Source organism: Nocardiopsis aegyptia, assembly GCF_013410755.1.
Taxonomy (GTDB): domain Bacteria; phylum Actinomycetota; class Actinomycetes; order Streptosporangiales; family Streptosporangiaceae; genus Nocardiopsis; species Nocardiopsis aegyptia.
The window spans coordinates 1,613,776-1,633,409 of the sequence record NZ_JACCFS010000001.1; the positions used below are offsets into that span (position 1 = coordinate 1,613,776).

The 19,634-nt window shown below is 73.3% G+C and carries 19 protein-coding genes; 5 read left to right on the top strand and 14 right to left on the bottom strand.

Annotated features, from left to right (window positions below; genetic code table 11):
• Positions 1–78 precede the first annotated feature (78 nt).
• From HNR10_RS07320 to HNR10_RS07330, 3 genes are all read right to left on the bottom strand, one after another.
• Positions 79–1,764, bottom strand: a complete 1,686-nt coding sequence (locus tag HNR10_RS07320) for a ribonuclease J (RefSeq protein WP_179821878.1) — start codon at positions 1,762–1,764, stop codon at positions 79–81.
• Positions 1,761–2,732 carry a 4-hydroxy-tetrahydrodipicolinate synthase gene (gene dapA / locus HNR10_RS07325; RefSeq protein WP_179821894.1) on the bottom strand — a complete coding sequence of 324 codons (972 nt, stop codon included), beginning with the start codon at positions 2,730–2,732 and terminating at the stop codon, positions 1,761–1,763. Before dapA ends, HNR10_RS07320 begins: the two co-directional genes overlap by 4 nt.
• A gap of 360 nt (positions 2,733–3,092) precedes the next feature.
• Complete coding sequence (locus HNR10_RS07330) at positions 3,093–3,473, bottom strand: phage holin family protein (RefSeq protein WP_179821896.1); 381 nt, start codon at positions 3,471–3,473, stop codon at positions 3,093–3,095.
• 99 nt (positions 3,474–3,572) lie between these two features.
• On the opposite strand from HNR10_RS07330, the gene HNR10_RS07335 reads away from it, so the two are divergent.
• The 4 genes from HNR10_RS07335 (at position 3,573) to HNR10_RS07350 (ending at position 6,223) form a co-directional block, all read left to right on the top strand.
• A complete protein-coding gene (locus tag HNR10_RS07335; protein WP_179821898.1) occupies positions 3,573–4,127 on the top strand; it encodes a GNAT family N-acetyltransferase in 555 nt (184 codons plus the stop codon).
• A 239-nt stretch (positions 4,128–4,366) separates the two neighbouring features.
• Positions 4,367–5,239: a 1,4-dihydroxy-2-naphthoate polyprenyltransferase gene (locus HNR10_RS07340; RefSeq protein ID WP_179821900.1), complete on the top strand. Its 873-nt coding sequence runs from the start codon at positions 4,367–4,369 to the stop codon at positions 5,237–5,239.
• Positions 5,240–5,358: 119 nt separating this feature from the next.
• Entirely contained in the window at positions 5,359–5,982 is a 624-nt protein-coding gene (locus HNR10_RS07345; protein ID WP_179821901.1) for a hypothetical protein, read from the top strand.
• The gene (locus HNR10_RS07350; RefSeq protein ID WP_179821903.1) at positions 5,975–6,223 is read left to right on the top strand and encodes a hypothetical protein; all 249 of its coding nucleotides are present in this window, start codon (positions 5,975–5,977) and stop codon (positions 6,221–6,223) included. Before HNR10_RS07345 ends, HNR10_RS07350 begins: the two co-directional genes overlap by 8 nt.
• 101 nt (positions 6,224–6,324) lie before the next feature.
• On the opposite strand, the gene dapB is transcribed toward HNR10_RS07350, so the two are convergent.
• Positions 6,325–7,065, bottom strand: coding sequence for a 4-hydroxy-tetrahydrodipicolinate reductase (gene dapB, locus HNR10_RS07355; RefSeq protein ID WP_179821904.1), 741 nt, complete (start codon positions 7,063–7,065; stop codon positions 6,325–6,327).
• 81 nt (positions 7,066–7,146) lie between these two features.
• Here dapB and HNR10_RS07360 point away from each other — a divergent pair, with 81 nt between their 5' ends.
• Positions 7,147–7,869, top strand: a complete 723-nt coding sequence (locus tag HNR10_RS07360; protein WP_179821906.1) for a VIT1/CCC1 transporter family protein — start codon at positions 7,147–7,149, stop codon at positions 7,867–7,869.
• 12 nt (positions 7,870–7,881) lie between these two features.
• Here HNR10_RS07360 and egtD read toward each other — a convergent pair whose 3' ends face one another.
• From egtD to HNR10_RS07410, 10 genes are all read right to left on the bottom strand, one after another.
• Positions 7,882–8,856 carry an L-histidine N(alpha)-methyltransferase gene (egtD, locus tag HNR10_RS07365; RefSeq protein ID WP_179821907.1) on the bottom strand — a complete coding sequence of 325 codons (975 nt, stop codon included), beginning with the start codon at positions 8,854–8,856 and terminating at the stop codon, positions 7,882–7,884.
• Positions 8,857–8,902: 46 nt separating this feature from the next.
• The gene (egtC, locus tag HNR10_RS07370) at positions 8,903–9,676 is read right to left on the bottom strand and encodes an ergothioneine biosynthesis protein EgtC (protein ID WP_179821909.1); all 774 of its coding nucleotides are present in this window, start codon (positions 9,674–9,676) and stop codon (positions 8,903–8,905) included.
• Positions 9,676–11,019: an ergothioneine biosynthesis protein EgtB gene (egtB, locus tag HNR10_RS07375; RefSeq protein WP_179821911.1), complete on the bottom strand. Its 1,344-nt coding sequence runs from the start codon at positions 11,017–11,019 to the stop codon at positions 9,676–9,678. Before egtB ends, egtC begins: the two co-directional genes overlap by 1 nt.
• A complete protein-coding gene (gene egtA / locus HNR10_RS07380; RefSeq protein WP_179821913.1) occupies positions 11,016–12,308 on the bottom strand; it encodes an ergothioneine biosynthesis glutamate--cysteine ligase EgtA in 1,293 nt (430 codons plus the stop codon). The genes egtB and egtA overlap by 4 nt, the downstream gene beginning before the upstream one ends.
• 213 nt (positions 12,309–12,521) lie before the next feature.
• A complete protein-coding gene (locus tag HNR10_RS07385) occupies positions 12,522–13,421 on the bottom strand; it encodes an arylamine N-acetyltransferase family protein (protein ID WP_179821914.1) in 900 nt (299 codons plus the stop codon).
• Between the two features lie 24 nt (positions 13,422–13,445).
• On the bottom strand, positions 13,446–14,549 hold the full coding sequence (locus tag HNR10_RS07390; RefSeq protein ID WP_179821916.1) for an ABC transporter ATP-binding protein: 1,104 nt from the start codon (positions 14,547–14,549) through the stop codon (positions 13,446–13,448).
• A 26-nt stretch (positions 14,550–14,575) separates the two neighbouring features.
• Positions 14,576–15,676 carry an ABC transporter ATP-binding protein gene (locus tag HNR10_RS07395; protein ID WP_179821917.1) on the bottom strand — a complete coding sequence of 367 codons (1,101 nt, stop codon included), beginning with the start codon at positions 15,674–15,676 and terminating at the stop codon, positions 14,576–14,578.
• On the bottom strand, positions 15,673–16,602 hold the full coding sequence (locus HNR10_RS07400) for an ABC transporter permease (protein WP_179821919.1): 930 nt from the start codon (positions 16,600–16,602) through the stop codon (positions 15,673–15,675). Before HNR10_RS07400 ends, HNR10_RS07395 begins: the two co-directional genes overlap by 4 nt.
• Positions 16,599–17,669 carry an ABC transporter permease gene (locus HNR10_RS07405; RefSeq protein ID WP_179821920.1) on the bottom strand — a complete coding sequence of 357 codons (1,071 nt, stop codon included), beginning with the start codon at positions 17,667–17,669 and terminating at the stop codon, positions 16,599–16,601. Before HNR10_RS07405 ends, HNR10_RS07400 begins: the two co-directional genes overlap by 4 nt.
• Positions 17,666–19,552, bottom strand: coding sequence for an ABC transporter substrate-binding protein (locus HNR10_RS07410; protein WP_179821922.1), 1,887 nt, complete (start codon positions 19,550–19,552; stop codon positions 17,666–17,668). Before HNR10_RS07410 ends, HNR10_RS07405 begins: the two co-directional genes overlap by 4 nt.
• Positions 19,553–19,634 lie beyond the last annotated feature (82 nt).

Genomic DNA, 19,634 nt, shown 5'->3' on the forward strand with positions numbered 1-19,634 from the left:
TCCGGGCGGATGTGGAACCGGGTCCGCCCGGCCGGGGATCGCGTCCCGGGCCGGGCGGTCCGTGGTGCCGTCTCCCGGTCAGACCTCGACGAGGACCGGGATGATCATGGGACGGCGGCGGTAGGTGTCGTTCACCCACCGGCCGGTGCTGCGGCGGATGAGCTGCCGCAGCTGGTGGGGGTCGTTGACCCCGTCCCGCGCCGCCTTGTCCAGGGAGTCCTGGATCTTGTCGATGACGTCGTCGTAGGCGGTCGCGCCGATGCCCGCGCCCCGGGTGTGGATCTCCGGGTCGCCCAGGATCTTGCCCGTGTTGGAGTCCACGGCCACGACGACCGAGATGAAGCCCTCCTCGCCCAGGATGCGGCGGTCCTTCAGCGAGGCCTCCGTCACGTCGCCCACCGAGGCGCCGTCCACGTACACGTAGCCGGCCTGGACGGCACCGACGATCTTGGCCCGGCCCTTGTACAGGTCGACGACGACGCCGTCCTCGGCGATGACGATCCTGTCGCCGGGCACACCGCTGAGCTTGGCCAGGTCGGCGTGGGCGCGCATGTGCCGCCACTCGCCGTGCACCGGCAGGAAGTTGCGCGGACGCACCATGTTGAGCACGTACAGAAGCTCACCGGCCGAGGCGTGCCCGGACACGTGCACCAGCGCGTTGCCCTTGTGGACGATGTTGGCGCCCCAGCGGGTCAGGCCGTTGATCACCCGGTTGACCGAGTTCTCGTTGCCGGGGATCAGCGAGGAGGCGAGCAGGATCGTGTCGCCCTCCTCGATCCTGATCTGGTGGTCCCGGTTGGCCATCCGGCTGAGCGCGGCCATCGGCTCGCCCTGGGATCCGGTGCACACCATGAGCACCTCGTCCGGCGGCAGCTTGTCGAGCTGCTTGACGTCGATGACGGTGTCGCCGGGGATGCTGAGGTACCCGAGGTCGCGCGCGATGTTCATGTTGCGGACCATGGAGCGGCCCACGAACGCGATCTTGCGGCCGTGCCGGACCGCCGCGTCGATGACCTGCTGCACGCGGTGCACGTGGGAGGCGAAGCACGCCACCACGACGCGCTTCTCCGACTGCCGGAAGACCTTGTCGATGGCGTCGTTGAGGTTGCGCTCGCTCACCACGAAGCCGGGCTGCTCGGCGTTGGTGGAGTCCGACAGCAGCAGGTCCACGCCCTCGTCACCGAACCGGGCGAAGCCGCCCAGGTCGGTGAGGCGGCCGTCCAGCGGCAGCTGGTCCATCTTGAAGTCGCCGGTGTGCAGCAGCGAGCCCGCGGGCGTGCGCATACCGATCGCCAGCGCGTCCGGGATGGAGTGGTTGACCGCGAAGAACTCCAGGTCGAACGGGCCGAATTCGTGGCGCTCGCCCTCCTCGACCTGGACCGTCACGGGCTTGATCCGGTGCTCGCCGAGCTTGGCCGTGATGAGGGCCAGCGTGAGCTTGGAGCCGACGATCGGGATGTCGGGCCGTTCGCGCAGCAGGAACGGCACGCCACCGATGTGGTCCTCGTGCCCGTGGGTGAGCACGACGGCCTCGACGTCGTCGAGCCGGTCACGGATGTAGTCGAAGTCCGGCAGGATCAGGTCGACGCCGGGCTGCTCCTCCTCGGGGAAGAGCACGCCGCAGTCGATGACGAGCAGGCGGCCGTCGTATTCGAAGACCGTCATGTTCCGGCCGATCTCGCCGAGACCGCCCAGAGGGACGACGCGCAGCGCGCCCTTGCCCAGGGGCGGCGGCGGACCGAGTTCGGGGTGGGGATGGCTCATACGGATCCCTCCGCCAGACGCTCGACGTGGACGGCACTGGCCGGGACGGCCTGGTGCGGTGCGAGCCCGATGGGGCCCTTGACCCCGGCCGCGGCGAGGTCCTCGCGCAGCAGCGCCTGGAGCTCGGCGGAGGCGTCGGCCAGCGGAGTGCGGACCGGGCCGGAGGGCAGGCCGAACAGGTTGAGGACGGCCTTGGTGGTGATGACGCCCTGGGTCCGGAACATGCCCGTGTACACGGGCGTCAGACGGCGGTGGATGGCCAGCGCCTGGCTGACCTCGCCCGCCTCGAAGACGTCGATCATCTCGCGCAGGTCGCTGCCGACGATGTGGCCGACGACGCTGACGAACCCGGCCGCGCCCACGGAGAGCAGCGGCAGGTTCAGGATGTCCGTGCCGCAGTAGTACGCCAGGTCGGTGCGCTCCATGACCCAGGAGCTGGCGCCGACGTTGTCCTTGGCGTCCTTGTTGGCCACGATGCGCGGGTGCTCGGCCAGCCGGACCAGGGTCTCGGAGGCGATCGGCGTCCCGGTGCGGTGCGGGATGTCGTAGAGCATGACCGGCAGGCCGGTGCTGTCCGCGATGGTGGTGAAGTGCCTGATCAGGCCTTCCTGCGGCGGCTTGTTGTAGTACGGGGTGACGGCCAGCAGACCGTGCGCCCCCGCCTTCTCCGCGGCCTTGGCCAGCTTGATGCTGTGCCGCGTGTCGTTGGTGCCGACGCCGGCGACGATGGTGGCCCGGTCGCCGACCGCCTCCAGGACCGCCCGGAGCAGGTTGTCCTTCTCGTCGTCGCTCGTGGTGGGCGACTCACCGGTGGTGCCGCTGATCACGAGGCCGTCGTTGTGCTGCTCGTCGACCAGGTAGGCGGCCAGTCTCCCCGCGCCCTCGTAGTCGATCTCACCGTCCTCCAGCATCGGAGTGACCATCGCGGTCAGCATCTTGCCGAATGGGCGGTTCTTGGGGTTCGTCATGTTCGTCATCGCTTGTGAAAGGCCGTGGGACCGCGCCGCGGGACGCGGCGGGTCCTCGGACGCCCCCTCCTCCTCTCCGTGTTCTGTGTCCTCACGTGGACGCCCGTGCGGGAGTGTCCGCGCACGGGTGGGCGGAAATGCGTGTCCGCCACCGCGATCGGCCGTACCTGCGGGTACCCGGATCGCGGGAAAGTCTGGTGTGCTCCGGCTGACGGAGCGCTCGGGACCGAGCCCGGTGCGGGCCGCCGTCCTCGTTGGTCGAGGTGGACGGCCCAGGGGTGTGAACCTACCCTCCCCGGGCCCCCGCCACGCGCGGGCCCGGGGACCGCGCGGGTCAGGGAGCGGTGGAAACGGGGACGGTCAGTCGTCGTTCTTGTCCGGGAGGAACATGCTGAAGATCCAGCTGACGATGGAGATGACCAGCGCGCCCCAGAAGGCGGGCCAGAATCCCTCGATGTGGAAGGGCAGGTCGAACAGACCCGCGATCCAGTTCGTGAGCAGGAGCAGCAACGCGTTCACGACCAGGCCGATGAGGCCGAGCGTCAGCGCGTAGAACAGGCACCCGACCGCTTTGACGATCGGTTTGATGATCGCGTTGACCACGCCGAAGATCACACCGACGGCGAGGTAGACCATGATCTGCCCGGCCGTGTCCTGGGTCGTGACGTCGATCCCGTCGATCAGGAAGACAGCCGCCCAAAGGGCGAGCGCGTTCACGATAACTCTGATAATGAGGCTCACAACCTAGATGTTCCCATGCCCGCGCAAGGCCCGGGAACTCCGACCCAGACGATCTTGTCACGGGACGCGCCCGCGGTGCGTGCCCGGAGGAGGCAGAACGTGTCAGTATCCCAGTTCGTCCGTCCAGCCCGCGCCGCCGACGTGAACACCGTCGTGGACCTCCAGGTGGCCTCGTGGCGGGCGGTGTACGGGACACTGCTGCCCGACGAGGTGGTCGAGGACCTGGGCGCGGACGAGGCCAGGGAGCAGTTCCGGAGCCAGTGGACCGCCGCCCTGGAGTCGCCGCCCACGTCCAAACACCGCCTGGTGGTGGCCACCGACGAGCAGGCGGGGGCGCGTGTGGTGACGGGGTTCGCCGCCTTCGGTCCGGCGGGCGATTCCGACCTGTGGCCGGCCAAGGACGCGGAGGTCTTCGCCCTGCACGTGGACCCGGACCGGGTCCGCCAGGGGCACGGCAGCCGGCTGGTGAACGCGTGCGTGGACACCTTGGTGGAGGCCGGGTTCGCGACGGTGCACGTGTGGGTGCCCGAGGAGGAGAACGCGCTGCGGTCCTTCTTCGAGGCGTCGGGGTGGCGCCCGGACGGCGCCCGCCGGGAGATCGACATGGGGCGCCTCCTGCCGATGGTGCGCCTGCACGCGGCCGTGTCCCAGTAGGTCGGACCCTGTACGCCCGGGCGCCGTGGCCCGGGGCCGAAGCGCACGGAGGGCGCCGACGGGGTTCTGGAGGGGCCGAAGGTGGATCCCCGAGGAACGAGGGGGTACACCGCAGGACCCGAAGGTTCCCGTACTCAAGGCGCCCGGCAGAGGAGGCCCAAAGCGAACACAGCAGGCACTAACGTGAGGGGGTCCGGTGCGTCCAGGTGCGCCGTAGTCGAGAGTGAGAGGACCGTCGCGTGGCCACGGTCGGTGAATGGGTCTCGGGTGTGCGTCCCCGCACACTGCCGAATTCGATCGTCCCGGTGGCGGTGGGTTCCGCGCTCGCCTTCGCTCTGGACGGGTTCGTGTGGTGGAAGGCCCTGCTGGCCATGGCGGTCGCCCTGGCGCTCCAGGTGGGCGTGAACTTCGCCAACGACTACAGCGACGGCGTCAAGGGCACCGACACCGCGGAGCGGACCGGTCCGGTCCGGCTGACCGCGACGGGGCTTGCGCCGCCCCGGCAGGTGCTCGCCGCCGCGCTGGGCTCCTTCGCCCTCGCGGGCGTGGTCGGCCTGGTGCTGGTGGTCACGTCCTCGTGGTGGCTGCTGCTGGTGGGCGTCGCCGCGATCGCGGCGGCCTGGTACTACACCGGCGGGCGCACGCCGTACGGGTACCGGGGCCTGGGCGAGGTGTCGGTGTTCGTGTTCTTCGGCCTGGTCGCGGTGGTGGGCACGGTGTTCGTGCAGCTGGGGACCGCGCCGTGGCAGGCGTGGGTGGCCTCGGTACCGGTGGGGCTGCTCTCCTGCTCGGTGCTGGTGATCAACAACCTGCGCGACATCCCGACCGACCGCGAGACCGGCAAGATCACGCTGGCCGTCCGGCTGGGCGAGGCGGGCACCCGCCGCCTGTTCGCGGCCGGCCTCGTGCTGGCCTACGCGGTGGCGCTGGCCCTGACCCCGGTGTTCTTGTGGACGCCGCTGGTCCTGCTGTCCGTGCCGCTGGCCGTGCCCCCGGTCCGCCGGGTGCTGGGCGGACAGGTCGGCCGCGACCTGGTCCTGGGCCTGGGCGAGACCGGCAAGCTGCAGCTGGCCTTCGGCGCCCTGTTCTCCGTGGGCCTGCTCCTGGGCTGAGCCCGGCGGTGCGGCCCGTGTGTCGAGTGGGACGGCTGTGACGGCCGACGACCGTTCGTGAGAGCGCGGACGCCCTCCCGAGACCTCGTGGAGACCGTCCCGGCCTACCGTTCGAGGACATGACGACCTCCCGAGGAACCGGCACGGCCGTCTCCGCCGTGCTGACGGCACTGGTCCTGGCGGGCTGTTCGAGCGGCAACCCGGCCGACGGCCCCGAACCGGACGCGGGCCGGCGCGCCGACGGCGAGGGCGCGCTCCCCGGGGACGCGGGCTCCTCCTTCCCCGGGCGCGAGCCGCCCCCGACCGCCACGGAGGTCCTCCCGCTGCCCGACGGGCCTGGTGTGGCGGAGAGCACGATCCGACTGCAGGGCACGCCCGCGCGCGTGGTCGTGGAGTCCCTGGCCCGGGGCGGCGAGACCGTCGAGCTCAACTACGTGGTGCAGAACGCCGGGAACACGGTCGACCTGCCGATCCGCGACTTCCTCACCGAGGAGGACGACGGGACCTGGAGCGTGGCGGGAGCGGAGCTGGTCGACTCCGCCTATTCCCGGGTCCACCGCACCGCGCGGGACTCCGAGGACCGCTGCGTGTGCTCCTACCTGCACGACGGCGAGCTGGTGCTCTCCCCCGGCGACGCCGTCCGCTTCAGCGCGACCTTCGCCGCCCCGCGGACCGGCGACGTGGAGGAGATGGACGTGCGCCTGCCCCTCGTGGGGACCTTCCCCGGGATCCCCCTTGAGTAGGGCGGGGACGGCGGCCGCCGCCTGCGCGCTGGTGCTGGCCCAGGTGGGCGGATCGCCGGTGTGGGCCGGGCCGGCGCCCGCGCGGACCGAGGCGAGGGTAATGGAGGCCCGCCACGACCACCGCCCGGTGGACTCCGCGCCGGTGCTGGAGCTGGAGGCGCCCCGTCTGGGGCTGGAGGCCCCGGACGAGGACGTCGAGATGCCCGTGGAACCGCTGGAGGACACCGAGGAGGGCTCCTGACCCCGGACCGGCCGCACGGCCGCGCCGCAGCCCCCCGGCGGCGGGCGCACGGGAAAGGGGGCCGTCCCGGTGGGAGGCCCCCTGGTCGCCGTACGGCGGTGCTACAGGTCGAGCAGGGCGTCCAGGCCCACGGTGAGCGGGTCGGGGAGGCCGGCGACCCCGCGCACGCCCAGCAGGACACCGGGCATGAACGACGTGCGGTTCATCGAGTCGTGCCGGATCTTGAGCGTCTCGCCGTCGGTGCCGAACACGACCTCCTGGTGGGCGATCAGTCCGGCGATGCGCAGCGAGTGCACGCGCACGCCGTCCACGTCGGCGCCGCGGGCGCCGGGGATCTCGGAGGTGGTGGCGTCGGGCATGGCCGCGGTCGCGGCCTCGCGGCGGGCCTCGGCGACCAGCTCAGCGGTGTGGAACGCGGTCCCGCTGGGGGCGTCGGCCTTGTTCGGGTGGTGCAGTTCGATGATCTCCGCGGAGTCGAAGTACGGCGCGGCCTTGCGCGCGAAGTGCATCATCAGCACGGCGGCGACGCCGAAGTTCGGGGCGATGAGCACCTTGGCCCCGGGCTTGGCCGCCTGCATGGCGCGCACGCGCTCCAGCTTGGCCTCGTCGAAACCGCTCGTGCCGACGACGGCGTGGATCCCGTGGCCGATGAGCCACTCCAGGTTGTCCATCACCACGTCCGGGTGCGTGAAGTCGACGACGTGGTCGGCTCCCAGCACGGCCGATCGGTCGTCGGCGGCGTCCACGCCCGCGACGAGTTCCATGTCGTCCGCGGCGCGAACCGCCTTGACGACCTCTGACCCCATGCGCCCATCGGCGCCGAAAACTCCTACCTTGAACACGGGACGAGCGTACCGGAGCCGGAGGCGCCCTCCGTCGTGCCGGGCCCGCCGGAAGCGTCGGCGACGTGGGACGATACGGGCATGAGATGGTCACGCGTCCCGCACGGCCGGGCCGACGGCGGGCATCGGGACCTGGGCGCCCTGCTCAACAGCCTGCGCGCCGGTGTGTTGGGGGCCAACGACGGCATCGTGTCGACGGCGGCCCTGGTGGTGGGCGTGGCGGGTGCCACGCCGCACCGGAACGCCCTGCTCGTGGCGGGCGTGGCGGGGACCCTGGCGGGGGCGCTGTCGATGGCGGCCGGCGAGTACGTGTCCGTGAGCACCCAGCGCGACACCGAGCGCGCGGCCATCCGCAGGGAGCAGCGCGAGCTGGACGAGGATCCGGAGGGCGAGCTGGCCGAGCTCACGCAGCTGTACCGCGAGCGCGGCCTGAGCGAGGCACTGTCGCGCCGAGTCGCCCGCGAACTCACCGACCGGGACGCCCTGCGCGCCCACACGGAAATGGAGCTGGGGCTGGGCCGCTACCGGGTCACCCCGTGGCCGGCGGCCCTGAGCAGCCTCCTCTCCTTCGTTCTGGGTGCACTGGTACCGCTGACGGCGATGCTGCTGAGTCCGGATTCGTGGCGGCTGGCCGTCACGGTCTGCGCGGTGCTGGGGGCCACGGCCGCGCTGGGGGCGGTCAGTGCGGGCCTCGGGGGAGCCGCGCCGCTGCGCGCCGCCGTGCGGTGTGTGATCGGCGGTACGTTCGCGATGCTGGTCACCTACGTGGTGGGTTCGGTCCTGGGCGTGGCCATGGGCCTGTGATCCCGTGCGCGCTCACCGGGCCGTGGCGAGCGTGAGCGCGAAGTCGCCGGCGGGGTCGGTCCACCAGTGGGTGAGCTCGAAGCCGGCCGCGCCGAGCTCCGCCGAGAGCCCCTCGCGGCGGAACTTCGCGGAGATCTCGGTGCGCATCTCCTCGCCCGCCGCGAAGCCGACCTCCAGGCCGAGGTCGGCGACGCGTACGTGCTGGTCGCCGCGGGCGCGCAGGCGCATCTCGATCCACTCGCACCCGGCGTCCCAGCGGGCGACGTGGTCGAAGGCGGCGGGGTCGAAGTCGGCGCCCAGCCGCTGGTTGATCACGCTGAGCACGTTGCGGTTGAAGGCGGCGGTGACGCCCTGGGCGTCGTCGTAGGCGGCCACCAGGCGGTCGGGGTCCTTGACCAGGTCGGCACCGAGCAGGAGGGAGTCGCCGGTGGCCAGGGCCGCGCGGATGTCGCGCAGGAAGGCGGCCCGGGGGCCGGGTTCCTGGTTGCCTATGGTCGATCCCAGGACGGCGAGGAGCTGGCGCCCGCCGTTCTCGCCGACGGGGAGCAGGCCGAGGTGGTGCTCGAAGTCGCCGACGACGGCGTGGACGTCGACGCGGGGGTAGTCGTCGGCCAGTTGCGCGGCGGAGGCGGCGAGAAAGTCGCCGCTGACGTCGACGGGGACGAACCGGGTGAGGCGGCCGTGGCGGCGCATGGCGTCCAGGAGCAGGCGGGTCTTGATCCCAGAACCGGATCCGAGCTCGATGAGCGCCTCGGCGTCGGCGGCGTCGGCGATCTCGTCGGCCCGCAGCTCCAGGATCGCGCGCTCGGCGCGGGTCGGGTAGTACTCCGGCAGCGCGGTGATCTCCTCGAACAGGGCACTGCCGCGTTCGTCGTAGAACCACTTGGGCGGAAGCTGTTTGGGCCGTGCGGTCAGACCCGCCGCGACGTCGCTGCGCAGCGCCTTGTCGAGGTCGTCGGCGGTCAGGTTTCGGTCGATGCGGAACATGGTGTCTCCTGTGTCCCTCACTGGTCTACCCCGTGGCGGGGCGTGGCTACTGGGGTGACCGCTCGGCGATCTGGTACACCTCGGTCCGGTCCGCGGACGCGACGACGACGGATCCGTCGGGGACCTCGCGCCAGCCCGGGGCGTCGTCGAAGGGCTCCGAGGCCACGAAGATCCCGCCCTGCGGCTCGCGCAGTGTGAACAGGGTGTCCCCCGCGGCCGTGGCGACGAGGGCCTCGCCGTCGCTGGCCAGCAGGTTGTAGCGGCCCTCGGAGTGCTCCCGGGCGTGGCGGACCACGGCGGCCAGGGTTCCGGGCAGGTCGCCGGAGGCCCGCCAGAGCCGCACGGTGTGCGCGAACAGGGGCGCGGAGTCGACCGGCGCCCGCGCGTCCAGCGCGCCGGGCGGCGGCGGGGCGGACAGCGCCGCGGCGAGCGCCTCGTCGTCCTTGGCCGCCCCGTTGTGGCTGAACAGCAGCCGGTCGGCGCGGAAGGGCTGGGCGCCCGACTCCTCGGAGCCGAACCCGATCGTGGCGTCGCGCACCGCGGCCACCACGCACCCGGAGGTGATGGCGCGCGCGGCGTCGGCGAAGGACGCGTCCCCCCAGATGGGCATGGCGCGCCGGTAGCGCAGCGGCGCACCGGACGCCTCGGAGGCCCCGGGCACCGGTTCCGGGTACCAGCCGACACCGAACCCGTCGGCGTTGACGGTCCCGTACCGCTGCCTGCGCGGCGCCCAGGACTGGACGTGCAGCGAGTGGGGCGCCGCGTACAGCAGCTCGTGCAGGGTCCGCGGCGGCCCCAGGTAGGCGAGGTGGCGGCACATCAGACGGGTTCCGCGTCGCGCGCGCAGCGGAACCCGCTGAAGATCTGCCGCCGGACCGGGTGGTCCCAGTTGCGGAACGTGGAGCGCACCGCGGTGGGATGGGTGGCCCACGAACCGCCGCGCAGCACCTTGTACCCGCTGTCGAAGAACACCTCGGAGTACTCGCGGTACGGGAAGGCGGCGAACCCCGGGTAACCGGTGAACGTGGTGGAGGTCCACTCCCACACGTCCCCGATGAGCTGCTGCACGCCCAGCGGCGAGGCGCCGTCGGGGTGGCGCCCGGCCGGCGAGGGGCCGAGCCTGCGCTGCCCGAGGTTGGCGTGGCGGGGCTCGGGCTCCTCGTCGCCCCACGGGTAGCGGTGGGAACGCCCGGTGGCGGGGTCGAAGCGGGCGGCCTTCTCCCACTCGGCCTCGGTGGGCAGCCGCTTGCCGGCCCAGGTCGCGTAGGCACGGGCCTCGTGGAAGGACACGTGCTGGACGGGCTCGTCCGGGGGCACGATCTCCTGGCGGCCGAACCGGCGGCGGATCCAGGCGTGGCCGTCGCGCTGCCAGAAGGCGGGGGCCACGGCGTCGCGCCCCTTGCACCACTCCCAGCCGTCCCTGGTCCACCAGCGCCGGGACTGGTAGCCGCCGTCCTCGACGAACTCCTGGTAGGCGGCGTTGGTGACCGGCCGGGTGTCGATCCAGAAGGCGGCGAGGTCGACCACGCGCGCGGGGCGCTCGTTGTCGTAGGCCCAGGGGTCGTCGTCGGTCCCCATCGTGAAGGGCCCCTCGGGGACGAGCACCTCGTCCTGGCGGGGCACGCGCAGCGGCGCCACGTCGTCGGGGTCCTCCAGCAGGACGGGGGCACCGCGGCGCAGCTGGTGGGTGGCGAGCATGGTCTCGTCGTGCATGTGCTCGTGCTGGATGACCATGTGGTAGACGAAGCCGGCGTCGAGCAGGGAGCGGCCTGCCCCGGGCGCCCCGGGCTCGCGTGGGGCGATGTCGGCGGTCTCCAGGGTGTCCAGGACCTCCTTGCGCACCCGGGCGTTGTACTCCTCCGCCTCGGCGGGGCGCAGCAGGGGCAGGGTCACCCGGTCGGCGCGCGGGTTCTCGAAGGCGTCGTAGAGCCCGTCGATGTCCGGGCGCAGCGCCTCGCGGCCCCCCGCGGCGCGCAGCAGCCACTGCTCCTCGTAGTTGCCGACGTGCGCCAGGTCCCAGACCAGCGGCGACATCAGCGGCGAGTGCTGGGCGAGCAGGCCCTCGTCGTCCAGGGCCCGCAGGGTGAGCGCGTTGCTGCGCCCGCGGCTGCGGTCCAGTTCGGCGGCGATGCGTTCCTTGGCGATCTCCTGGTCGTGGTTCACCGTGCTCCTCCACTGGGCTCGGAGTTGCGGTCGGCCCCCGCGTCCGCCCGGACGACGGCGGACGGGGAGCGCCGGACGGGGCTCTCGGGCCGCGGGTCGGCTGGGCTCAGGCCCTGTCGGACGTAGCGGTCGGCGTAGGCGTCGACGAGGACGGCCAGGTGGGCGGCGCCCATGCGGGGCAGGGCCTCGACGGCCGCGTCGAAGCACACGCGGGCGCACGCGGCCACGGCCGGGTCCTCCAGTCCGCGCTGGGCGGAGCTGAGCCACAGGCGCGGGTCGGGGGCGTGCCCGCGGCACAGCCGCTCGCTGGCCTCGGCCGCCACGGCGCGGGCCCGCGGGTCGTCGACCAGCGCGGCGGCCAGGGCCATGGGGACGGGCCACCAGCGCACGGGGACCGCGTCGATCATGCGCAGCTCCCACCAGCCCCGGGGGCGCACGGGCGGGAAGAGGGTGCTGAGGTGGAACTCCAGGTCGGCGGCGACGGGGCGGCGCGGCCCGGTGCCCGCGATCCACTCGGCCAGCGTGACGCCCGGGTCGGGGCGCCAGGGGCCGCCGTCGTGGTCGGGAACGGCCATGACGGTGGCGGCGAGGGCGTACTCCGTCCAGGCGGTGGCGGGGTCGCGGTGGCCGTCGCGGTCCAGGACCGGCCGGGTGCGGGTGGCGTCGGTGGCGGCCCAGATCGCCCAGCGGGTGGACTTCCAGCCGGTGGGGCGGCCGCGCCAGACGGCGGAGTTGGCGAAGGCGGCGACCAGGACCGGGCCGAGGCGGTGGGCGAGTTCCCAGCGGTCGCGGCCGTCGTCGGCGTCGGCGCCTGTGTCCAGGCAGACCTGGAGCGAGGCGGTGCCGCACATCATGGTGTGGCCGCTCGGGTGGCGGCGGCCGGCGAAGAAGCGCTCCATGGCGTCGTAGCGCGGCGCCCGGAGCTGGCGCACGGGCGGGCGGACCGGGTCGAGCGCGGTCTCCCCCAGGCACAGGCCGGCGTCCGCGAGGGCCTTGCCGATGTGGTCCAGGTCGGCGGCCAGGGCCTGGTGGGCCTGGGCCGGGCCCGGCAGGGCGGGCGAGCTGAGCTCGAGCTGGCCGCCGGGCTCGAAGGTGATGCGGCTGCCCGCGGGCGGGGGGCCGCCGGCCTCCAGCAGTGCCGCGAGGCGTTCGATCGTGACGGGTTCGGTGGGCCGGACGGTGTCGGAGACGAGCCACTCGGTCTCGGCTCCGACCTTTCCGGGGGGTCCGGTCTTGAAACAGACACCGCGGATGTAGTCGTGTACGTCTTCGGTGGTCAGGTACGTCATGGACGGCTCCCTGGGCGACGGCGCCCGGCGGAACCGGGCGGCACCTCAAGGGTCCTGCCCATGTGCTCGTCGCGGCGAACATGAACATCTCCCGGAAATCACGGGACGTGTCAGGACACGCCCCCGTGACCCCGGGCGCGCGCCACGACACTCCAGGTGGTTCCAGGACTCCGTGTCGGGCGCGCACCCCATCGGTCGGGTATGTGATCTGCGTCACATGTCAGCGTAGTCCTTCAGCCGGTCGACGACGATGCCGCGCTCCTCCTCGGTGAGCCCGACGCCGAAGACCTCGTCCAGGAGGTCGGGCACGTCCGCGATCGCGATCTCCCGCTCCTCGTGGGTGCCGTCGGGGCGGGTGGTCGTCAGTGTCGTGTCCATGAGCCGCTGCTGCTCGCCGGGCGCCATGCGCTGGGCCATGAGCCGGTTCCGGAACGGCGAGCGCGGGTGGCTGGTGAGGAAGTGGCTGAAGATCGCGTAGTCCTGGGGCAGCATCGCGGCGGTGGTGAACATGTACAGGTCGTTCCACGTCCGGCCGTCGAAGGACCGCAGCAGCCACTCGTCCGGCCCCACCTCCTCGACCCGGTCCAGTCGCAGCCCCCACTCGCCCTGGACCTCCTGGTGGCCGTCCACGAAGGGGAAGGGCTCCAGCAGCCCGCCGCCGCCGAAGCCGACGTCGGCCATCCACCGCCCGCCGTCCAGTTCCACCAGCAGCGCGGCGTGGGTGGTGGGGCGGGGGTGTCCCTCGGCGCCGAACACGACCCGCGCCGCCAGGGCGGTGAAGGCGAACCCGAGGCGGTCCAGGACCGCGGCCAGCAGCAGGTTCTGTTCGTAGCAGTAGCCGCCCCGGCGGTGGTGCACCATCTTGTCGGTGAGCGCGGGGACGTCCAGGAGGATCGGCCGGTCCAGGACGAGCTGGAGGTTCTCGAAGGGGATGTGCGCCAGGTGCGCGCGGTGCACGGCCCGCAGGGTGTCCAGGGTCGGGGGCAGGTCCGCGCCGCGCAGGTCCACGCGATCGAGGTAGGCGTCCAGGTCCAGGCCGCCTCCGTACCAGAAGTCGCGCTCGGTGAAGATCCGCCCGGCCGGGGGCGCGGGGACATCTCTTTCAGGTGACATGGTCGCGGCAACACGCCGCGGCGGCTATTGCTTCCGGTCCTCGTGGTCCGGTGGCCGGATCCGGCCACCGCCGCCGGCCGCGACCCAGTGGCAGGCCGACCGGCGCGCGGACGCGTCCGATCCGGAACCCTCCTCCAGCACGCCGGGGTCCTCGGTGCGGCAGCGGTGGGCCACGCCCGCGCGCTCGGCCTCGCCCGAGGCCAGGACCGGGCAGCGCGGGTGGAACCGGCACCCGCGCGGCACGTGCTTGGGGTCCGGCGGCTCCCCGGACAGGACCACGGGCGCGCTCCCCGAGTCCGGCAGGACCGACAGCAGGGCGCGGGTGTAGGGGTGGGCGGGCGCGGCCAGGACCTCCTCCACCGGGCCGGTCTCCACGACCCGGCCCAGGTACATCACGGCGACCCGGTCGGCGATGTTCCAGGCCAGGCCCAGGTCGTGCGTGGCGACGAGGGCCGACAGCCCCAAGTCGGCGCGCAGGTCCAGCAGCAGGCGCAGGATCTCGCCGCGCACCGACGCGTCCAGGGAGGCGACGGGTTCGTCGGCCACCAGGACCTCGGGCTCCAGGACGAGCGCGCCCGCGATCACCACGCGCTGGCGCTGGCCGCCGGACAGCTCGTGCGGGTAGGCGGACAGGAACCGCTCGGGCGGCCGCAGGCCCGCTCGCGAGAGCGCCCGCCCCACCCGGTCGGCCTCGTCGGCCGTGGTGCCCTCGTGGACGCGCAGCCCTTCGGCCACGGACTCGTAGACGGTGCGGCGGGGGTTGAGCGAGCCGGTGGGGTCCTGCTGGACCAGTTGCACCCGGCGCCGGTAGGCGCGCAGGTCACGCGAGCGGTAGCGCAGCGGGGCCCCCTCGAAGAGCACCCGCCCGGCCGTGGGCCGTTCCAGGCCCAGCAGCAGCCGGGCGAGCGTGGTCTTGCCGCAGCCCGACTCGCCCACCAAGGCGACGATCTCGCCGGCCCCCACGTCGAGGTCCACGCCGTCGACGGCGCGCGCGGTGCCGGAGCCGCCGGCCAGTCCGGTCCCGGAGGAGAAGGCGACCTCCACGCGCCGTGCGCTGAGCACGGGCACGGCGGTTCCGGCCCCGTCGGTCGGGGCGGAGGCGGCGGCAGGGGCGTCGGTGGTGCTCACGGGGCCCTCTCCTGAGGCGGTGGAGGTCACGGGCGGTCGACCTCCGCGTTCTGGCGACGGGCGGGCGAATCCGCGCCGGAGGCGTCCGTTGAGGGCGAAAGCCCCACCCCCTCCGCCGTGCGGCCCTGGGGCGGTGGTGGGCGACGGGCGGGGCCGACGTGGACACACGCCGCGTGCCGGTCGGAGTGCCCCTCGGTGTCGGGGTCCACCGGCCACAGCGGCGGGTCGACGGTGGCGCACACCGCCTCGGCCACGGCGCAGCGCGGTCGGAACACGCAGCCGCGCGTCGGCTCGGACGGGTCCGGCGGGTCGCCGGGGAGCCCGCGCGGCGCCAGGCGCGAGGCCGGGTCGCCGATCCGCGGGAAGGCGGCGCTGAGCGCGTCCGCGTAGGGGTGGATCGGCGCGTGGACGACCTCGCGGGCGGGCCCGCGCTCCACGATCCGACCCCCGTACATGACGGCGACCCGGTCACAGGTGTCGGCGAGGACGGACAGGTCGTGGCTGATCATGAGCATCCCGATCCCGTGGTCGGCGATCAGCCCGCGCAGCAGGGCCAGGATCTGCGCCTGGATCATCACGTCGAGGGCCGTGGTGGCCTCGTCGGCGATGACCAGGCGCGGCTCGCACGCCAGCGCCATGGCGATCATCACCCGCTGGCGCTGGCCGCCGGAGAGCTGGTGGGGGTGGTCGCGGGCGCGCGAGGGCGGCAGGCCCACCTGGTCCAGGAGCTCGGCCACGCGCGCGGGCACCCGCGCGGAGGGCACGGTGCGGTGCAGCAGCATGGGCTCGGCGATCTGGTCGCCGATCCGCCGGACCGGGTTGAGCGAGTGCATGGCGCCCTGGAAGACCAGGGAGGCACCGGCCCACCGCACCGCGCGCAGCCGCCCCCAGCGCATGGCCAGGACGTCCTCGCCCTCCAGGAGGATCCGTCCGGTGGTCTCCGTCCCGGCGGGCAGCAGGCGCAGCAGGGCCAGCGCGACCGTGGACTTGCCGCTGCCCGACTCCCCCGCCAGCCCCAGGACCTCCCCCGCGCCCACGGCCACGTCCACGCCCCGGACGGCGGGGACGCCGCCCGTGCCGGGGCGGTAGGTCACGTGCAGGTCGTGGACGTCGAGCAGCGTGGTCAACGTGCCTCCCGCGGGTTGAGGACGGCTTCCAGCGCGCGGCCGCACAGGGTGAAGGACAGGGCCACGACGGCGATCGCCAGCCCCGGCGGCACCATGTACCACCAGATGCCCGCGCTGACCGCCCCGGCGGTGCGCGCGGCCTCCAGGACACCGCCCCAGGAGATCGTCGCCGGGTCGCCCATGCCCAGGAACGCCAGCGTGGACTCGGCGATGATCGACGTGGCCACGAGCAGGGTCGTCTGGGCCAGCACGACCGGCATCACGTTGGGCAGGACGTGCCAGGCCATCACGTGGACGTGGCCGCCGCCCAGCGCGCGGGCTCGCTCGACGAAGGGCCTGGCCTCCACGGCCAGGGTCTGGGCCCGCACCAGGCGGGCGGTGGGCGGCCAGACCGTGAGGCCGATGGCCACGATGATGGTGCCGGTGCCCCGGGGCAGGACGGCCGCCAGGGCGACCGCCAGGACCAGGGTGGGCAGCACCAGGAACCAGTCGGTGACGCGCATGAGCACCGACGACGTGATCCGCCCGGCGAGCCCGCCGGAGGAGCCGAAGTGTCCGGCCGTCACGCCGACCAGGGTGCCCAGGGAGACGGACACGGCCGTGGCCAGGAAGCCCACCGTCAGCGAGACCCGCGCGCCCCACACCACCAGGTCGAGCACGGAGCGGCCGAAGTTGTCGGTGCCCAGCGGGAAGGCCCGGCTGGGCGGTTCGTAGGGGTCGCCCGGCGCCCCCGTGATCGTCAGGTGCGCGGGCTCGACGAACAAGGGCGCGGTCAGGGCGAGGACGGTGATGGACACCAGCGCGGCAAGCCCGACGAGTCCGGCGCGGTGGCGGGCGTAGTCGCGGGCGAAGCGCCGCAGGGCCTGCCTGCGGCGGCGCCGGGCCAGTACCCGCGGGGAGAGGGTCGCGGCGGCGGGCGCGTTCACGGCCGCACCCGCGGGTCGAGCAGCGGATAGACCAGGTCGGCCAGGAGGTTCATCAGGATCACCGAGGCCGCGAACACCACGAACAGCCCCTGGACCAGACCGAGGTCGGGCACGCGCAGCCCGGAGTAGAAGAGCTGGCCCAGGCCGGGCCAGGAGAACACCGTCTCCACCAGGATCACGCCGGAGACCACCTGTCCGAGGTTGAGGAAGACGAGGGTGACCGTGGGCAGCAGGGCGTTGGGCACGGCGTGCCTGCGTCGCACGAGGGAGTCGCGCAGTCCCTTGGCCCGGGCGGTCGTGAGGTAGTCGGCCCCCTTCTCGTCCATGAGGGAGGACCGCATGATCATCAGGTACTGGGCGTAGATCACCGCGACCATCGTGGCCACCGGCAGGACCATGTGCCGGGCCGTGCTCAGCGCGACCTCCCACGGACCGGTGGCGTCGGGGTCGACCATGCCGCCGGTCGGGAAGAGGTCGGGGACGAACCCCCGCCCCGAGGCCAGCACCACGATGAGCAGCAGGCCCAGCCAGAACGTGGGCACCGACCAGAAGAACAGGGCCACCGCCGTGTTGACGCGGTCGCCGCGCCCGCCGGGCCGCCACCCGGCGCGCGCGCCCAGGAACAGGCCCAGGGCGGCCGCGACGACCGTGCCCGTCCCCGCCAGCAGCAGGGTGGGCCCCAGCCGGTCGAGGATGAGCTCGGCCACCGGTTCGCGGTACTGGAAGGACGTGCCGAGGTCCAGGCGCAGCAGGCCCGCGGCGTAGTCGAGGAACTGCTCCGCCGGCGACCGGTCCAGTCCGAACTGACGGCGCAGCTCCTCGCGCTGCTCCGCGCTGACCTCGCGTCCCTCGGTCATCGCCCGCACGGGGTCGCCGGGCAGGATCCGGAAGAGGAAGAACCCGGCGGCCACGACCGCCGCCAGGGAGACGGCGGCGGTCGTCAGGCGCCCGGCCACGTAGACCAGGGCGCGGGCGAGGCGCCCGGACCCGGCGGGTCCCGCCGGGGCGGGGGCCTCGGGCGCCCCGGGCCCGGCGGGCCGGTCGGACGTGGTGGGAGCGCCGGTCACTCGCGGTCCCCCGCGGTCGCGCGCCGCACGACGAGGACCAGGGCACCGACGAGTACCAGGAGCGCCGCGCCGCCGCCGACCGCCCACAGGACCCCCGTGGAGGGCCCCGACGAGGCCGCCGCCTCGCCCGGGGCGGCGGGCTCGGCCGACCACCAGGCCCAGTAGCCGTCCTGGCCCCAGATGTTGCCGCCCGGGTCGGGCTGGACCTGGAGGCCGGTGACGTGGTCGGTGCGGTAGGCCTCCAGGATGTTGGGATAGGCCAGGACGTTGACGACGGCCTCGGTGTAGAGGACCTCCTGGAGTTCGTGCACGAGTTCGACGCGGGCGCCGCGGTCGTACTCCGCGAGCTGGGCCTCGTAGAGCTCGTCGTACTCCTCGTCGCAGAAGTAGGCGTCGCCCTGCATCGTGCCGGGCTCGACGGGCAGCGCGCCGCAGGTGTGGATGCTGAACACGTAGTCGGGGTCGGGGTTGACCGTCCAGCCGGTGAAGATCAGGTCGTACTCGCCCTCGTGCAGGGCGTCGCTGAGCACACCGGGGTCGACGGTGTTGTTCTCGACCTCGATCCCGATGTCGGCGAGTCTCTCGACCATGACCAGGGCCGCCTGCACGTTGTCGGGGCGGTCGACGTGGGCGTGCAGCCGCAGGGACAGGCGGTCGCCCTCGGGAGAGACACGCACGCCGTCCTCGCCGCGCTCGTAGCCGGCCTCGTCGAGCATCGCGTTGGCCGCGCCAGGGTCGAAGGCCAGCGTCGCCTCGGCGCCCTCGGGCGACCAGTGGAAGTCCTCGTAACGGGGCGGGATGTAGCCGCCCGCGGCGACGGCCTGCCCGTTGTGGGCCTTGTCGACGATCTCCTCGTTGTCGATCGCCATGACGATGGCCTGGCGGAGGGTGAGGTCGGACAGGGCGGGGTGGCCGTCGCCGAACGCCTCGCCGTCCTGGGTCTCGGCCCCGGGGTTGATCGTGAAGGCCTGGAACCGCTTGCCCTCGGCGATGTTGACCGCGATGTCGTCGGTGCCCTCCAGGGAGGTGGCCTGGGCGTCGGTGAGCTCGTAGACGAAGGAGACCTCGCCGCTGCGCAGGGCCTCGACGGCGGCGTCCTTCTCGGAGTAGTAGCGCAGGACGACGCGGTCCAGCCCGGGGGCGCCTCGCCAGTGGTCGGGGTTGGCCTCCAGGGTGATGTGCCGGCCCCGTTCGTGCTCGGTGAGGACGAAGGGGCCGCTGCCGACGAGCGGGAAGACCTCGTTGGAGTACTCCGCGAAGGCGTCGCCCTCCTCCTCCAGGACCGGCTCCCAGACGTGGCGGGGGACGATGGGCACGTCGAGCGAGGTCATGGTGGCCTGGGGCTCGTCGAGTCGCACGACCACGGTGTGGTCGTCCTCGGCGGTCACGGACTCGAACCCGGCGACGTAGTTGCCCGAGGCGATCGCCGCCGCCTCGTTCTCCATGATCGTGGTGAACGTCCACACGACGTCGTCGGCGGTGAGGGGCTCGCCGTCGGTGAAGGCGACGTCGTCGCGCAGGTGGAAGGTCCAGGTGAGGCCGTCGTCGCTGGACTCCCACTCCTCCGCCAGGGCCGGCGCGGGCTCGTTGCTCTCGGGGTCGACCGTCACCAGTGAGTCGTAGACGTGGCGCAGGATGTTGGTCGTCACGGCCAGCTGCGCGGTGAACGGGTTGAAGGAGTCGACCTGCTGGGAGACGGCGATCGTCATGGTGTCGGCACCGGCGCCGTCGGCGGCGGCCGGGGCGGGACCGGTGCCGGCGAGCAGGAGCAGCGCGGCCCCCGTGGCGGCCGCGCGGCGGGCGGGGGCGCCGACAGGGGCCCGCCGCGGCCGGGCGCCGTCGGCGGGGTGCGGTGAAGGGCGACGGGCGGGGAGGATCGACATGGTCGGCCCCTGTCAGGTTCGTGGGCTGGTGGCGGGCCACCCGGGGGTGTTGGTTGTTTACCAATGGAACGCGATTAAGGTC

What these genes read in the sequence shown, in the direction of transcription:
- HNR10_RS07385 (WP_179821914.1), bottom strand. Translation starts at nt 13,421, where the DNA reads ATGTCACCTGAAAGAGATGTCCCCGCGCCCCCGGCCGGGCGGATCTTC.
- HNR10_RS07345 (WP_179821901.1), top strand. Translation starts at nt 5,359, where the DNA reads ATGACGACCTCCCGAGGAACCGGCACGGCCGTCTCCGCCGTGCTGACG.
- HNR10_RS07410 (WP_179821922.1), bottom strand. Translation starts at nt 19,552, where the DNA reads ATGTCGATCCTCCCCGCCCGTCGCCCTTCACCGCACCCCGCCGACGGC.
- HNR10_RS07360 (WP_179821906.1), top strand. Translation starts at nt 7,147, where the DNA reads ATGAGATGGTCACGCGTCCCGCACGGCCGGGCCGACGGCGGGCATCGG.
- HNR10_RS07320 (WP_179821878.1), bottom strand. Translation starts at nt 1,764, where the DNA reads ATGAGCCATCCCCACCCCGAACTCGGTCCGCCGCCGCCCCTGGGCAAG.
- dapA (WP_179821894.1), bottom strand. Translation starts at nt 2,732, where the DNA reads ATGACGAACCCCAAGAACCGCCCATTCGGCAAGATGCTGACCGCGATG.
- egtC (WP_179821909.1), bottom strand. Translation starts at nt 9,676, where the DNA reads ATGTGCCGCCACCTCGCCTACCTGGGGCCGCCGCGGACCCTGCACGAG.
- egtD (WP_179821907.1), bottom strand. Translation starts at nt 8,856, where the DNA reads ATGTTCCGCATCGACCGAAACCTGACCGCCGACGACCTCGACAAGGCG.
- egtA (WP_179821913.1), bottom strand. Translation starts at nt 12,308, where the DNA reads ATGACGTACCTGACCACCGAAGACGTACACGACTACATCCGCGGTGTC.